Source organism: Nocardia sp. NPDC004582 (assembly GCF_053602115.1).
On sequence record NZ_JBSGCY010000156.1, the window covers coordinates 1 to 14183 of the forward strand.

A 14183-nucleotide genomic window follows, 5' to 3' on the forward strand; every position below is an offset into this window, starting at 1 on the left:
GGCGAATACGACCGCGGCCAGCCCGGCGTGCCCCGCCCGGCCCGGTCCCCGCGTGCTTCGGGCACCGCGCGCGGTGAGCGGCGATGCGGTGCGATCGTTCATCGGGGCCTCCGTGCCGGGAGATGGGAGATCATCCGGTGGCCGTAGAACCAGCCGCCGATGAGCAGGAAGAACAACAGCACCGTCATGGTGGCCGCGCCGCCGCCGACCTGACTGACCAGCACGATGTCCAGCGGCGCGGCCAGCTTCTTGCCGCACTCCGCGGTCACCTCGTGCTGCCCGATCTCGGTATCGCCGGTGGTGAGCGTGGCCTGGAACCCGCCGTCCGCGCCGGCGGTGGTGTCGACCGCGGCGGCCCCGCCGATCGAAAGCCGCACCGCCGCACCGGGATCACAGCCACTGCCACTGGCCTGCACGGGAGCACCGGGCGGAACCGCGGGCGGATCGATCCGCAACCCGGAGACTTGCGGGGCGACGGGCGGTTTGGTTTCCGTGGTCGGCGGAGTCGTCTCGGTTGTCGGCGGCGTCGTGGTCGTCGTGGTCGTCGTGGGCGGTGGGGGCGGAGCAGCGGTCGTCACCGAGGTGACGGGCGGCGGCCGGACCCCGGAGTTGGTGTCGCACTGACCGTTCGGGGGCTTGACCGAACCGTTGGGACAGGTCGGTTTCGGCGGGCAGTCGCCGTTCGCCGGTTTGACCGACCCGTCCGGACAAGTCACCGGCGGATTGGTGGTCGGACACGGACCGTTGGCGGGCTTGTCGGACCCATCCGGACATTTTGTCGGCGGGCATTGACCGCCGACCGGTTTTGTCGAGCCGTCAGGACATTTCGTCGGCGGGCACTCACCGGTGGCGGGTTTGGTCGAGCCATCAGGGCATTTCGTCGGCGGGCACTGGCCGCCGGCCGGTTTGGCGGAACCGTCCGGACACTTCACCGGTGGGCAGTCACCGCTCGCGGGCTTGTCCGAACCGTCCGGACATTTCGCCACCGTCTTGCAGCCGCCGGCAGGCTTGTCCGAACCATCCGGGCACTTCGGACACGACCCGTAGGCAGGCTGGTCCGAACCATCAGGACACTTGGCCACCGTCTTGCAGCCGCTGGCAGGCTTGTCCGAACCATCCGGGCACTTCGGACACGACCCGTTGGCAGGCTGGTCCGAACCGTCCAGACATTTCGCCACCGTCTTGCAGCCGCTGGCAGGCTTGTTCGAACCGTCCGGGCACTTCGGGCACACCCCGCTGGCGGGCATCAGGGACCCGTCCGGACAGTAGTGGTCGCATCCGATCTCACAGTCTTTGAGCAGCGGCTGCGGCGAATCCGCCTGGATGGACGGTACTTTCATCGGCGCGGGGGCCTCGGGGACGAACTGCGCGACGGCGGTCGACGATGGGTGGAAGATACCCGTGTCGGCCCAACCGATTCCGGCCGGGAGCACGAGCGCGAACAGCGCTGCGACCAACACGATCAGGTGTAGGGTCCGGGGTGAGAATCTCACCGCGCGGGCCAGTTTCGCGTGCCGGTCCCCACCAGCACGCCGAGAGGAATTCTGGGAAGTATTCATTCGGCGTGACCTCGCTTGTTCGATGGTAAGGCCAACCGCGCCCCCGCCGCCCTGTCTATCGCTGTGGTGATCACGCCCGTTCACACTCGAGACCGACCGGTCCGCTGGGTCCCGGGCCCCGCGCCCTACGATGGCGATGACCGACTGGGACGCCCCATCGCGCCGAGAGGACAATCGTCACCATGCATCGAGCCGCGCCGGAGAGCGATATCGACGAGTCCGCCCTCCAGGTCACCGCTCCGAAGACCGAGGCCGCGGGAGTCAGAGCCGTCACCGTCGCACTGGAGCGCGCGGTCGAGGAGATGGGCGTGGTGCGCACGGCGCGCACGCTGACCCGGGTGAATCAACGCCACGGCTTCGACTGTCCGGGATGCGCCTGGCCGGAACCGACCGGTCGGCGGCGCCCGGCCGAGTTCTGCGAGAACGGCGCGAAGGCCGTCGCCGAGGAAGCGACCCTGCGCACGGTCACCCCCGAATTCTTCGCCGCGCACTCCGTCGACGACCTGGCCGCCAAGTCCGGCTACTGGCTCGGCCGGCAGGGCCGCCTCACCCATCCGATGGTGCTGCGCGAGGGCGACACCCACTACTCCCCCATCGCCTGGGACGACGCCTACCGCCTGATCGCCGACGCCCTGCGCGGCCTGGACTCCCCCGACGAAGCCGTCTTCTACACCTCCGGCCGCACCGCCAACGAGACCGCCTTCCTGTATCAGCTGCTGGTCCGCGCCTACGGCACCAACAATCTGCCCGACTGCTCGAACATGTGCCACGAGTCCTCCGGCACCGCCCTGGTCAGCTCGATCGGCATCGGCAAGGGCTCGGTCACCATCGACGACTTCGCCAAGGCCGACCTGATCATCGTGGCCGGGCAGAACCCGGGCACCAACCATCCGCGCATGCTGTCGGCGCTGGGTGAGGCGAAGGCGCACGGCGCGAAGGTGATCGCGGTCAACCCGCTGCCCGAGACCGGGCTCATCGCCTTCAAGGACCCGCAGACCGTCAAAGGATTCACCGGCGGGATCAGCATCGCCGACGACTTCCTGCAGATCCGCCTGGGCGGCGATATGGCCCTGTTCCAAGGCCTGGCCAAGCTGCTGTTCGAGGCCGAGGACCACGCGCCCGGCACCGTGGTGGACCGCGCCTTCGTGGACGCCCACACCGCGGGCTTCGCCGACTACGAAAAGCATATGCGCGCCGTCGATCTCGACACGGTCGTCGAGGCCACCGGGCTGACCCCCGAGGACCTCGACCGCACCGCGAAGCTACTGGCCGAGTCGAAATCGACCATCATCTGCTGGGCCATGGGCCTCACCCAACAGGTGCACGGCGTCGCCACCATCGAGGAGGCCACCAATCTCCTGCTGCTGCGCGGCATGATCGGCAAGCCCGGCGCGGGCGTGTGCCCGGTGCGCGGCCACTCCAACGTGCAGGGCGACCGCACCATGGGCATCTGGGAGAAGATGCCCGAATCCTTCCTCGCCGCCCTCGACCGCGAGTTCGGCATCACCAGCCCCCGCACCCACGGCTTCGACACCGTGAACGCCGTCCGCGCCATGCGCGACGGCCGCGGCAAGGTGTTCTTCGGCATGGGCGGCAACTTCGTCTCCGCCACCCCCGACACCGAGGTCACCGAGGCCGCGCTCCGCAATTGCGCTCTCACCGTGCAGGTTTCGACGAAACTCAACCGCAGCCACGTCGTGCACGGCCGCACCGCGCTGATCCTGCCCACCCTGGGCCGGACCGACGCGGACATCCAGGACGGTGTGCGCCAACAGGTTTCGGTCGAGGACTCGATGTCCATGGTGCACCTGTCGACCGGCCGCCTGACCCCGGTCAGCGACCAGCTGCGCAGTGAGGTCGCCATCGTGTGTGAGCTCGCCCAGCAGCTGTTCGGCACCGAGCACCAGGTCCCGTGGGGCGCGTTCCGCCGCGACTACGACCGGATCCGCGACGCCATCGCCCAGGTCGTGCCCGGCTGCGCCGACTACAATACGAAGGTCCGCGGCCGCAACGGATTCCAGCTCCCGCACCCGCCCCGCGACGCCCGCGAGTTCCGCACCGCCACCGGCAAAGCCAATTTCGCGGTCAACGACCTGCACTGGCTGCCCGTCCCCGCGGACCGGCTCATCCTGCAGACCCTGCGCAGCCACGACCAGTACAACACCACCATCTACGGCCTCGACGACCGCTACCGCGGCATCCGCGACGGCCGCCGCGTGGTGCTGGTCAACCCCGCCGACATCACCGCCCTCGGCTTCACCGAGGGCGACCTGGTGGATGTCGTCTCCGAGTTCGCGGACGGCACCGAACGCGCCGTCGCCGGGTTCCGGCTGGTCGGCTACCCGACCCCGCGCGGCAATGCCGCCGCCTACTATCCGGAGACCAACCCGCTGATCCCCCTGGACCACGTCGCGAAACGCTCCAACACGCCCGTGTCCAAGGCCGTCACCATCCGTTTCGAACCACACACCCACGTCACCGCATGAACCGGGGCCCCGCATGAGCCGAGTCACCGCCCGCCGCCGCACGCTGCGCATCTCCCCGAACGGCACCATCACCCGGCCCGACACCCTGGCCGTCGAGGAGCCGCTGGAGATCCGCACCGGCGGGCAGTCGCTGACGGTCACCATGCGCACCCCCGGCGCGGACATCGATCTGGTGCACGGCTTCCTCTACGCCGAGGGCATCATCGACACCGCCGAGGACATCGTCAGCGCCCGCTATTGCGCGGGCACCGACGAGAACGGGCAGAACACCTACAACGTGCTCGACATCCAGCTGCGGAATCCGATTCCGATCCAGCCCAGGTCGTTCCTGACCAGCAGCTCGTGCGGCCTGTGCGGGAAGACCGCCCTGGACGAGGTCCGGACCCGGGTTCGCCATGAGATCCCGGCGGGTACGCCGCGCGTCGACGTGCACACCCTGGCCAAGCTCCCGGCCGAATTGCGTTCCCGCCAGCAGGTTTTCGACGCCACCGGCGGCCTGCACGGCGCGGGCCTGTTCACCGCGGACGGCGCGGCCGTGGCGGTGCGCGAGGACATCGGACGGCACAATGCCGTGGACAAGCTGGTCGGCTGGGCCATGCGCGAGAACCGGCTCCCCGCAAGCGATCTCATCCTCATGGTGAGCGGCCGCGCCTCCTTCGAGCTGGTCCAGAAGGCCGTCATGGCGGGCATTCCGATACTCGGGGCGGTGTCGGCTCCCAGCTCGCTGGCGGTGGATCTGGCCGCCGATTCCGGGCTGACCCTGGTCGGGTTCCTGCGCGGCGAGACCATGAACGTCTACACCGGCGAGGACCGCATCGCACTGTGATGCCCGCGGTGTTCCGCAGGGTGAGGCAGCGGGGTTCTTTCCGCCGCTCCGGCTGCTAGTCTCCGCAATAGAACACGTTTCAATTCTGATGGGAGAACCCCTATGGCAGCGCAGCCCCGGGATGTCGTGGAGCAGTACGTGAAGCTGGTCGCCACCGGCCCGACCTCGGCGATCCTCGACCTGTACGCCGAGGACGCCGTGATCGAGGACCCGATCGGCAGCCCCGAGCGTCGTGGCCACGAGGCCATCGGCGAGCTGTACAAGGCGCTGGAGAACCTCGAGCGCGAGACCGAGCTGCACACCGTCAAGGTGGCCGGCAACCACGTCGCGGCCCACTTCACCCTGGTCACCGTGTCCAACGGGCATCGCATGACCCTCGCGCCCATCGACGTGATGGAGCTCAACGACGAAGGCAAGATCATCAAGATGCGCGCCTACTGGGGTCAGGACGACCTGAAGATGGAGCAGATCTAGCCACGGGCTTGCCCCTCACCCTTGCCCGAATTACCGTGACAGCACAGTGATTCGGCGAGGGTGGGAGGGCCTGTGCGGATCTCGTTGCGCGGCACCGGTGACGGGGTGCGGGTCAGCATGCGGCTGGAGATCAACCGGCGGCGCTGGATCGCCCTGCTCATCATGCTGGGGGTGCTCGCCGCGACCGGCCTGGTCACCGGCCTGTGGGCGGTGATCGCACCGGAATCGTTCTACGACAGCTACCCCGGATTCGGGCTGCGCTGGGTGCGCGCCGACGGGCCCTACAACCACCACCTGGCCGCCGACGTGGGCGCCTTCTTCCTCGCGCTGGGCGCCATCTCCACGGCCGCGCTCTACTACCGCGACAGTGTCATCGCCCGGGTCTCCGGACTGGGCTGGCTGGTCTTCGGCCTCCCCCATTTCCTGTACCACGCCTTCCACCGCCCGGACGCGCTCAGCGGCCTCAGCTACGGCCTGTCGCTCTTCGCGGCCCTGCTACTCCCGGCGCTCGCCCTCGCCGTCCTGCTGGTCGCCCCGCGCGAGCGCTTCCCGGTCCCGGAACCGGCCCCCTTCACGTTCAAATTCCCCCGCCGCGGCGGCACGTCGCAGCGATGAATTCGCCGCGGTCGCGCCGTCGTAACAGGTGACCCGAACGCACCGATTTTCGGAGTAGCGGAGTAAAGGTTCAACGGCGAACCACGGAGGATCAACGGCGATTCTCGCGACGGGCGCGATCGGCTCCCACCGACCGTCACCGACTCCATCGGCGCAGGGGAGGGCGCGTGGACAACTACACCGAATCGATCAGCGGGATCTGACAGGCCGATCCCCGGGCGTCCGCGAGACGGGCTCCCGGCGGTGACGAGGACGCGATCCCAGGCCACTGCGGCGGCACCGGCCAGCGCCGGGTGTACACCGGCGCCGACGGGCTCGGACAATAAGAAAAACCGGCTCCGCGAGAGGAATTCTCGCGGAGCCGTTTTCGCTCGTGGCAGGGGTTTCAGAGGAAGCCCCTGAGAGAGCCCGAGAGTTGTTCTGTTACGCCGACTTCTCGCGGCGCTCCGGAGCGGGGCGCTTGCGCGGCACGATGGTCGGCAGCACATTGTCGTTCACCGTGTCGGCATTGACGACCACCTTGGCCACGTCATCCCGGCTGGGGATGTCGTACATGACCGGGAGGAGCACTTCCTCCATGATGGCGCGCAGGCCGCGGGCGCCGGTGCCGCGCAGGATCGCCTGATCCGCGACGGCTTCCAGGGCGTCCTGGGTGAACTCCAGATCCACGCCGTCCATCTCGAACAGGCGCACGTACTGCTTCACCAGTGCGTTCTTCGGCTCGGCCAGAATCCGGACCAGGGATTCCTTGTCCAGGTTGGTGACCGAGGCGACGACGGGCAGACGGCCGATGAACTCGGGGATCAGACCGAACTTGATCAGATCCTCGGGCATGACCTCGGCGAAGTGGTCGGCGGTGTCGATGTCGGCCTTGGAGCGGACCTCCGCGCCGAAACCGATGCCGCGCTTGCCGACTCGGTCCTGGACGATCTTCTCCAGGCCCGCGAACGCGCCCGCCACGATGAACAGCACGTTCGTGGTGTCGATCTGGATGAATTCCTGGTGCGGGTGCTTGCGGCCGCCCTGCGGCGGCACCGAGGCCTGGGTGCCCTCGAGGATCTTCAGCAGCGCCTGCTGCACGCCCTCACCGGAGACGTCACGGGTGATGGACGGGTTCTCCGACTTGCGGGCGATCTTGTCGACCTCGTCGATGTAGATGATGCCCGTCTCGGCGCGCTTGACGTCGTAGTCGGCGGCCTGGATCAGCTTGAGCAGGATGTTCTCGACATCCTCACCGACGTAGCCGGCCTCGGTCAGCGCGGTGGCGTCGGCGATGGCGAACGGCACGTTCAGCATCTTCGCCAGCGTCTGCGCCAGATAGGTCTTGCCACAGCCGGTGGGGCCGAGCATCAGGATGTTGGACTTGGCCAGCTCGACCGGTTCACCCCGGGAGTCGCGGCCCTTGTCGCCCGCCTGGATCCGCTTGTAGTGGTTGTAGACCGCCACCGCCAGCGTCCGCTTCGCGGAGTCCTGCCCGATCACGTACTGCTCCAGGAAGTCCCGGATTTCCGCGGGCTTGGGCAGTTCGTCGAGCTTGACCTCGCTGGATTCGGCGAGCTCTTCCTCGATGATCTCGTTGCACAGGTCGATGCACTCGTCGCAGATGTACACCCCCGGTCCCGCAATGAGCTTCTTGACCTGCTTCTGGCTCTTTCCGCAGAACGAGCACTTCAACAGATCGCCGCCATCACCGATGCGCGCCATCTCCTGGGTCCCTACTTCCTTGTCCGCGTGCAACCGTCTGTCCCCGGTTGTCGGCGAGCTGCCTACTTCGAGCGTATGCCGCGACCCCTGAGTTTGCGGATCCGGCGATTCGGCTGTGTATCCAAATCTGTCTTCGAACGAAAAGCAGAGCCGACAACCACGAGCAAAGGTCCCTAGAGTGACCGTACCCGTTTCGCGTGACCGAGGTCGACAACTTGGGCACGTTTCTCACCGGACATGTGCGTGGACTCACCTCTGCCCGGGTGGCGGGGACGTCCGCGGCACGCCGCTACCCCGCCACCCGCCCAGCTCACTTCTGGGCGCTGAGCTTGCGGTACTCGAACACCGTGTCGACGATCCCGTAGCCCTTCGCCTCTTCGGCGGTGAGGATCTTGTCGCGGTCGGTGTCCTTGCGGATGACGTCCGCGTCCTTGCCGGTGTGGCGAGCCAGCGTGATCTCCATGAGGCGACGCATGCGCTCGATCTCGGCCGCCTGGATCTCGAGGTCGGAGACCTGGCCCTGGATACCACCCGAGGTCGACGGCTGGTGGATCAGGATGCGGGCGTTCGGCAGCGCGGCGCGCTTGCCGGGAGCGCCGGCCGCGAGGATGACCGCGGCGGCCGAGGCGGCCTGGCCCAGGCAGACGGTGGCGACGTCGGCGCGCACGTACTGCATGGTGTCGTAGATGGCCATCAGCGCGGTGAACGAGCCGCCGGGCGAGTTGATGTACATGGTGATGTCGCGGTCCGGGTCCTGGGACTCGAGCACCAGCAGCTGCGCCATGATGTCGTTGGCGGAGACATCGTCGACCTGGTTGCCCAGGAAGATGATTCGCTCCTCGAACAGCTTGTTGTACGGGTCGGAGGTCTTGACGCCGAAGCTGGTCTGCTCGGTGAACTGCGGCAGGATGTAGCGCGACTGCGGCAGGTTACCGGCGGCGGCGAAGGTGATGCCCGCGGCCCGCGGATCGATCATGTTGGACATAAACGTCTCTCCAAAGTCTGTGTGGTGGGCTGCGGAACTACTTGCTGCTGCTGCCGTTCGCCTGGCTGGCGTGGGTGACCACGTGGTCGATGAAGCCGTAGTCGAGCGCCTCGGCGGCGGTGAACCAGCGGTCGCGGTCGGCATCGGCGGTGACCTGCTCGATGGACTTGCCGGTGTGCTGGGACTGCAGCTCGTTCAGCTCGCGCTTGGTGTAGGCGAACTGCTCGGCCTGGATGGCGATGTCGGCGGCCGAACCACCGAGACCGGCCGACGGCTGGTGCATCATGATGCGCGCGTGCGGCAGCGCGTAGCGCTTGCCCTTGGTGCCCGCGGCGAGCAGGAACTGGCCCATGGAGGCGGCCAGACCCATACCGACCGTGCGGATGTCGCACTCGGCGAACTGCATGGTGTCGTAGATGGCCATGCCCGCGGTCACCGAACCGCCCGGGGAGTTGATGTAGAGCGAGATGTCCTTGGTCGGGTCCTCGGCCGTCAGCAGCAGGATCTGCGCGCACAGCTTGTTGGCGATGTCGTCGTCGACCTGAGTGCCCAGGAAGATGATGCGCTCGCGCAGCAGGCGCTCGTACACCGAATCACTGAGGTTCAGACCAGCAGTCGCGGATGTCATGCGCACCCCTGCCTGATGAATTGTCACGGATACCTGCCCTCTCTCAACGGCTCGGTTAACAAGCCCCTACTGATTCGCTGACACAAACCCTAACGAAGCAGGGCGGCACCGAACTCCCGGTACCGCCCTGCTTCGCTCACAGCGCAAACTTACGTCAACGCTTCGCGTTCCGGTGTACGGGGGTTCTCGGGGGTGTCACCCCGACAACCCCCATACACAGGGGTGAGATGAAATTCTTACTTGGCCTCGGCCTCGGCGGCCTCGGTGGCGTCGGCGACGGTCGCGAGCTCCTCGGCGGAGACCTCCTCGGCCTCGGCGGCCGGGTTGCCGAACATCTCGGCGGTGTCCACGGTGTTGCCGGCGGTGTCGGTGACGGCGGCCTGGACCACGACACCGGCGAGGGCCTTGCCGCGACGCACGTCGGCGAAGACGGCGCCGAGCTGGCCGGCCTGCTGGATCTGCTGGATGAACTGGTCCGGGCTCATGCCGTAGCGCTGCGCCTGGAAGATGATCCGCTCGTACAGCTCGTCCTGGCCGACCTGGGTGTTCTCGGCCTCGGCGACGGCGTCCAGCAGCAGCTGGGTCTTGACCGACTTCTCGGCGGCCTGCTTGGTGTCGGCCTTGAACTCCTCGAGCGAGGAGCCCTGCGCCTCGAGCGCCTCGGCCAGCTTGGCCTCGTCGTGGTCGAAGCCGTGGACGGCGTCGTGCTCGACGGCGTCGATCTCGGCCTTGACGACGCCCTCGGGCAGCGGGATCTCGACGGTCTCGAGCAGGGCCTCGAGCACCTTGTCGCGGATCTCGCCGGCCTGGGTGACCTTCTTGACGCGCTCGACGCGGGTCTTGAGGTCTTCCTTCAGCTCGTCGATGGTGTCGAATTCGCTGGCCAGCTGGGCGAACTCGTCGTCGGCCTCGGGCAGCTCGCGCTCCTTGACCGACTGCACGGTCACGGTGATGACGGCTTCCTTGCCCGCGTGCTCACCGGCGACCAGCTTGGAGGTGAAGTCCTTGGACTCGCCCTCCTTGAGGCCGACCAGGGTCTCGTCCAGGCCCTCGATGAGCTGGCCGGAGCCGACCTCGTGGGACAGGCCGGTGGTGGATGCCTCCTCGACGGCCTCGCCGTCGACGGTGGCGGACAGGTCGATGGAGACGAAGTCGCCGTCGGCGATGGCCCGCTCGACCGCGGTCAGGGTGCCGAAGCGCTGACGCAGCGACTGCAGCTGCTCGTCGATGTCGGCGTCGGTGATCTCGATCGGGTCGACCTCGACCTTGATGTCGGAGAAGTCCGGCAGGGTGATCTCCGGGCGGATGTCGACCTCGGCGGTGAAGGCCAGCTCCTGGCCGTCCTCGATCTTGGTGATCTCGATTTCCGGCTGACCGATGACCTTGACCTCGGTCTCGATCACGGCTTCGCTGTAGCGCTTGGGCAGCACGTCGTTGACGACCTGCTCCAGCACGGCGCCACGGCCGACGCGCGCCTCGAGAAGCTTGGCCGGCGCCTTGCCCGGACGGAAGCCCGGGATACGGATCTGCTGCGCGAGAGCCTTGTAGGCGCGGTCGAAGTCCGGCTTGAGCTCCTCGAAGGGCACCTCGACATTGATGCGGACCCGAGTCGGGCTCAGCTGCTCGACGGTGCTCTTCACGGACATGCTCCTTGTTCGTTGTTCATGGTTGACGTCTAGGTTCCCCCCGAACGCATCCCGACCAGGTTAGTTGACGGCCCGGGGGGCCGTGTAACCGGTCGTCGCGCAGGGGGTGCCCGAATACCGCGCAGGGCACCGGGACGGCCGGTCGGTCGACCGGTCGCCCTGGTACCGGGGTTTCTCTCAGTTACCGACCTTGACGGCGTCGGTCACGAAGACCAGCGTCTCGTTCGGCGTCATGCCCGCCGGCGGGTGCGCGCCGTAGCCCAGGTCCGGCGGGATGATCAGCAGGCGGCGGCTGCCCTGCTGGATGCCGAGCAGACCCTGATCCCAGCCCTTGATGACCTCGCCCGCGCCCAGCGTGAGGGGCAGCGGCTTGCCGCGGTCGAAGGAGCTGTCCAGCTTCTTCCGGTTGGACCAGGTGATCAGCGTGTAGTTGGTGCTCAGCTTGTCCCCGGCCTTGGCCTCGGGGCCGCTGCCCACGACCAGGTCCTTGGTGATGAGCTGCTTGGGCGGATCGCAGTCGGCGGGCAGCGTGATGGTCGGGGCGGTGCCGAAGCCGCCGTCCACCTTGATGTCCTCGGCGGTGCATTCGCGGCCCTTGCTCGCGGCCGTGGTGGCGGCCGCGCTGGTCGTCGCGGCGGCGGTCGTCGTCGTGGTCGACGACGCTTTGTTGTCGCTGCTGCCGCCGCAACCAGCCGCCAGCATCGTGGCGGCCGCGACCACACCGATCACACCGACCTTGCCCACCAAGCGCATTCCCGCTCCTGTCCGTCCAGTCCGGTTGCCGCACAGTTTGCGACGCCGCGCCGAACCTACACGGCTTCGGCGGATCGAGCCGGTCGGGGCGCGCTCGCAAGGGTTTCGGTGGCGAGCCGGGCGGGATCAGCGGGCGGTGACGAGGAGCGCGTACTGGGCCGTGGCCATGCGGTGAACGGCCGGTTCGGTCGCGCCGGACACCGAGGCCAGATAGCGGCCGTCCAGTACCAGGCAGGTGTATTCGGCCTGCGCCGATGCCTCGGAATCACGCAGGCAGACCGCGTCCGGGACGCCCTCGGGGGCCGAGACGACAGTTCGGGTGGCGGTCGGCTCGGCGAGCTCGCGCAGCGCCTGCCGCGCGGCGACGGCATCGGGAAAACGCAGCAGCCGTGCGGAATCCGTGACGGCCGCGGCCCGCACCGCGAGCGCGGGCGCACCGGGCCGGTTGATCAGCAGGCCCGCGACCACCGGGCCGTAGACGACTCCGGTGGCGCGGCGGGGGCCGCCCCAGCCCGCGATGAGGCCGTATTCGTCCTGGAACAGCGCCGGGTACGGCCAGTGTCCGGGCTGGGCGGGCAGCAGCCGTGACAGCATGCCGTCCGGATCGAGGGTCAGCTCCGGGAGCGCCTCGGGTTCGGTGGCCGTAAAGGCGTCCAGCCGTGGGAGTTCCGCGTCGAAGGCGCGGGTGGCCAGGGTCTTCATGGCGGCGCGGTCGGTGGTCGGATTGACGATGTACAGGCTCACCACGTAGGGGCCGCGGGCGAGCGTCACCGCCATGGTGGGGACGCGCGGACGCCAATGCCCGTGTGTCGCGAAGTATTCGGTGAACGGAACGGTCACGTTGTCACGGTTGACCGCGGCGTCCGCGGCGTCGATCTCGCGGGCGGTGTCGATGGCCGCCATGGGGTCGCGCATGCGCAGGACCGTGATCCGCAGCCCGGTGGCCGCGCCCTCCCGTGGGGTGCCGCTCGGGTCGTCGGTGCCGCCGATGCTGAATCCGGCCAGCATGCCGTGCGCGGTGAGGGTCGGCCGGGTCGCGTCGGCGAGGATGCCGACCGCGTCCGTCGGCGTCGGCACGGGGACGGCCGAGAGCCGGGACAAGGCGGGGTCGACATCGCGGGGCGAGACGACGGCCTCGGCCATGCGGACCGATTCCAGTAGCCGCGCATAGGTTTCGCCGGTGTCCCCGGGCACGGCGAGCGGCCGTCCGCTGTAGCCGCCCAGGTCCAGGGACCGCAGTTCCGGTGTCGCCGCGCGCGGTGCGCCCGCGATGGCACAGGCGCTCACCAGCACCGCGATGGACACCAGCGGGATGTGTCCGGCCTTCCCCCGCCGGTTCGTCGGATCACCTCGGCGCATACCGCCACCCCCGTAGCCGCTCGAATTTCGAGTGTGGGCGCACCCGTCAGCCCCGGCAACCGGTTATCGGGACATCGCGACCGGTCCGTGACAATTCGGGCCCGCCGCAACGACTTCCGTAGACGGAAAATTTGTTTGCGACTGCCCCACGGCCTACAGGAGCATCTCAGGATGCTGTTGACGATCTCGTGTACGCGCCCCGCGGGAGCCGAGTGGCCCGCCACCGACCTGGGGTACCTGCTGCACAAGAATCCTTCGCGCAGACAGACTTTCGAACAGTCCTACGGCGTCGCGCACGTTCTCTACCCGGAGGCGAGCGAGGACCACTGCACCGCGGCGCTGCTGCTGGAGATCGACCCGGTGCGTCTCGTCCGCGGAAAGCCCAAGGGCACACCCGACTTCAGTCTCGGCCAGTACGTGAACGACCGGCCGTACGCGGCGTCGTCGCTGCTGTCCGTGGCCATCTCGACGGTCTTCGGCACCGCCCTGCACGGCCGCTGCGCGCAGCGCCCCGAGCTGGCCGACACCGCCCTCGACCTGCGGATCGAGCTTCCGGCCGTGCCGTGCAAGGGCGGCCCGGAGTACGCCGAGCGGGTCTTCGCGCCGCTGGGCTGGACCGTCGCGGCCACTCCCCTGCCGCTGGACCCGGCCTTCCCGCAGTGGGGCGATTCCCATTACGTGCGTCTCGAACTCACCGGCACACTGCGCCTGGCCGAGGCCCTGGCCCACCTGTACGTCCTGCTCCCCGTCCTCGACGGCGGCAAGCACTACTGGCTCGACACCGCCGAGATCGACAAACTCCTCCGCTTCGGCGAGGGCTGGCTCACCGCCCACCCGGACCGCGAGTGGATCACCCGCCGCTACCTGACCCGCCGCCACACCCTGGTCCGCGCCGCCCTGGCCCGGCTCGCGGAACTGGACGACGCCGACCCGGAGGAGCTCGGCGCCATCGACCACGACTACGACGATGAGGGACCCGCCACCGAACCGCAGCACCCCGGCGAGCTGCACTCGCCGACAGCAGAACTCGCGGACGCCCCCAGCTCGACCGCGCCCGGGAAGGCGACCGACCCGGGCTCTGGTGCGGACGGGGCCGAACTCGCCGGTGCGGCCGCCCCGACCGCGGAGTCGGGCGGGCGCGGGCCGTC

The 14183-nt window shown here is 68.5% G+C and carries 13 protein-coding genes; 6 read left to right on the top strand and 7 right to left on the bottom strand.

Annotated features, from left to right (window positions below; translation table 11 throughout):
• Window positions 1-98: 98 nt before the first annotated feature.
• Window positions 99-416: a hypothetical protein gene (locus tag ACWELJ_RS29285; protein ID WP_452369349.1), complete on the bottom strand. Its 318-nt coding sequence runs from the start codon at window positions 414-416 to the stop codon at window positions 99-101.
• Between the two features lie 76 nt (window positions 417-492).
• Between ACWELJ_RS29285 and ACWELJ_RS29290 the strand changes: the two genes are divergently transcribed.
• The 5 genes from ACWELJ_RS29290 to ACWELJ_RS29310 all read left to right on the top strand — a co-directional run bounded on the left by ACWELJ_RS29290 (window position 493) and on the right by ACWELJ_RS29310 (window position 5960).
• Window positions 493-624: a hypothetical protein gene (locus tag ACWELJ_RS29290; protein WP_452369350.1), complete on the top strand. Its 132-nt coding sequence runs from the start codon at window positions 493-495 to the stop codon at window positions 622-624.
• Between the two features lie 1117 nt (window positions 625-1741).
• Window positions 1742-4045 carry an FdhF/YdeP family oxidoreductase gene (locus ACWELJ_RS29295; RefSeq protein ID WP_452369351.1) on the top strand — a complete coding sequence of 768 codons (2304 nt, stop codon included), beginning with the start codon at window positions 1742-1744 and terminating at the stop codon, window positions 4043-4045.
• A gap of 13 nt (window positions 4046-4058) precedes the next feature.
• The gene (gene fdhD / locus ACWELJ_RS29300) at window positions 4059-4871 is read left to right on the top strand and encodes a formate dehydrogenase accessory sulfurtransferase FdhD (RefSeq protein WP_452369352.1); all 813 of its coding nucleotides are present in this window, start codon (window positions 4059-4061) and stop codon (window positions 4869-4871) included.
• A 102-nt stretch (window positions 4872-4973) separates the two neighbouring features.
• A complete protein-coding gene (locus ACWELJ_RS29305; RefSeq protein WP_357090235.1) occupies window positions 4974-5345 on the top strand; it encodes a nuclear transport factor 2 family protein in 372 nt (123 codons plus the stop codon).
• A 72-nt stretch (window positions 5346-5417) separates the two neighbouring features.
• Entirely contained in the window at window positions 5418-5960 is a 543-nt protein-coding gene (locus tag ACWELJ_RS29310; protein ID WP_452369353.1) for a hypothetical protein, read from the top strand.
• Between the two features lie 423 nt (window positions 5961-6383).
• On the opposite strand, the gene clpX is transcribed toward ACWELJ_RS29310, so the two are convergent.
• The 6 genes from clpX to ACWELJ_RS29340 form a co-directional block, all read right to left on the bottom strand.
• On the bottom strand, window positions 6384-7664 hold the full coding sequence (clpX, locus tag ACWELJ_RS29315) for an ATP-dependent Clp protease ATP-binding subunit ClpX (RefSeq protein WP_452369354.1): 1281 nt from the start codon (window positions 7662-7664) through the stop codon (window positions 6384-6386).
• Between the two features lie 310 nt (window positions 7665-7974).
• Window positions 7975-8649, bottom strand: a complete 675-nt coding sequence (locus tag ACWELJ_RS29320) for an ATP-dependent Clp protease proteolytic subunit (protein ID WP_452369355.1) — start codon at window positions 8647-8649, stop codon at window positions 7975-7977.
• A 37-nt stretch (window positions 8650-8686) separates the two neighbouring features.
• Window positions 8687-9277 (bottom strand): ATP-dependent Clp protease proteolytic subunit, encoded by a 591-nt coding sequence (locus ACWELJ_RS29325; protein ID WP_357090243.1) that lies wholly within the window; start codon window positions 9275-9277, stop codon window positions 8687-8689.
• Between the two features lie 236 nt (window positions 9278-9513).
• Window positions 9514-10917 carry a trigger factor gene (tig, locus tag ACWELJ_RS29330; RefSeq protein ID WP_452369356.1) on the bottom strand — a complete coding sequence of 468 codons (1404 nt, stop codon included), beginning with the start codon at window positions 10915-10917 and terminating at the stop codon, window positions 9514-9516.
• A gap of 183 nt (window positions 10918-11100) precedes the next feature.
• Window positions 11101-11676, bottom strand: coding sequence for an FKBP-type peptidyl-prolyl cis-trans isomerase (locus ACWELJ_RS29335; RefSeq protein ID WP_452369357.1), 576 nt, complete (start codon window positions 11674-11676; stop codon window positions 11101-11103).
• A 126-nt stretch (window positions 11677-11802) separates the two neighbouring features.
• Window positions 11803-13035 (bottom strand): DUF7373 family lipoprotein, encoded by a 1233-nt coding sequence (locus ACWELJ_RS29340; protein ID WP_452369358.1) that lies wholly within the window; start codon window positions 13033-13035, stop codon window positions 11803-11805.
• A gap of 171 nt (window positions 13036-13206) precedes the next feature.
• Between ACWELJ_RS29340 and ACWELJ_RS29345 the strand changes: the two genes are divergently transcribed.
• The coding region (locus ACWELJ_RS29345) for a 3' terminal RNA ribose 2'-O-methyltransferase Hen1 (protein WP_452369359.1) at window positions 13207-14183 on the top strand (977 nt) is incomplete at its 3' end.

Coding starts and splice junctions, on each gene's coding strand:
- ACWELJ_RS29295 (WP_452369351.1), top strand. CDS start 1,742: ATGCATCGAGCCGCGCCGGAGAGCGATATCGACGAGTCCGCCCTCCAG.
- fdhD (WP_452369352.1), top strand. CDS start 4,059: ATGAGCCGAGTCACCGCCCGCCGCCGCACGCTGCGCATCTCCCCGAAC.
- ACWELJ_RS29305 (WP_357090235.1), top strand. CDS start 4,974: ATGGCAGCGCAGCCCCGGGATGTCGTGGAGCAGTACGTGAAGCTGGTC.
- clpX (WP_452369354.1), bottom strand. CDS start 7,664: ATGGCGCGCATCGGTGATGGCGGCGATCTGTTGAAGTGCTCGTTCTGC.
- ACWELJ_RS29320 (WP_452369355.1), bottom strand. CDS start 8,649: ATGTCCAACATGATCGATCCGCGGGCCGCGGGCATCACCTTCGCCGCC.
- ACWELJ_RS29325 (WP_357090243.1), bottom strand. CDS start 9,277: ATGACATCCGCGACTGCTGGTCTGAACCTCAGTGATTCGGTGTACGAG.
- ACWELJ_RS29335 (WP_452369357.1), bottom strand. CDS start 11,676: ATGCGCTTGGTGGGCAAGGTCGGTGTGATCGGTGTGGTCGCGGCCGCC.
- ACWELJ_RS29340 (WP_452369358.1), bottom strand. CDS start 13,035: ATGCGCCGAGGTGATCCGACGAACCGGCGGGGGAAGGCCGGACACATC.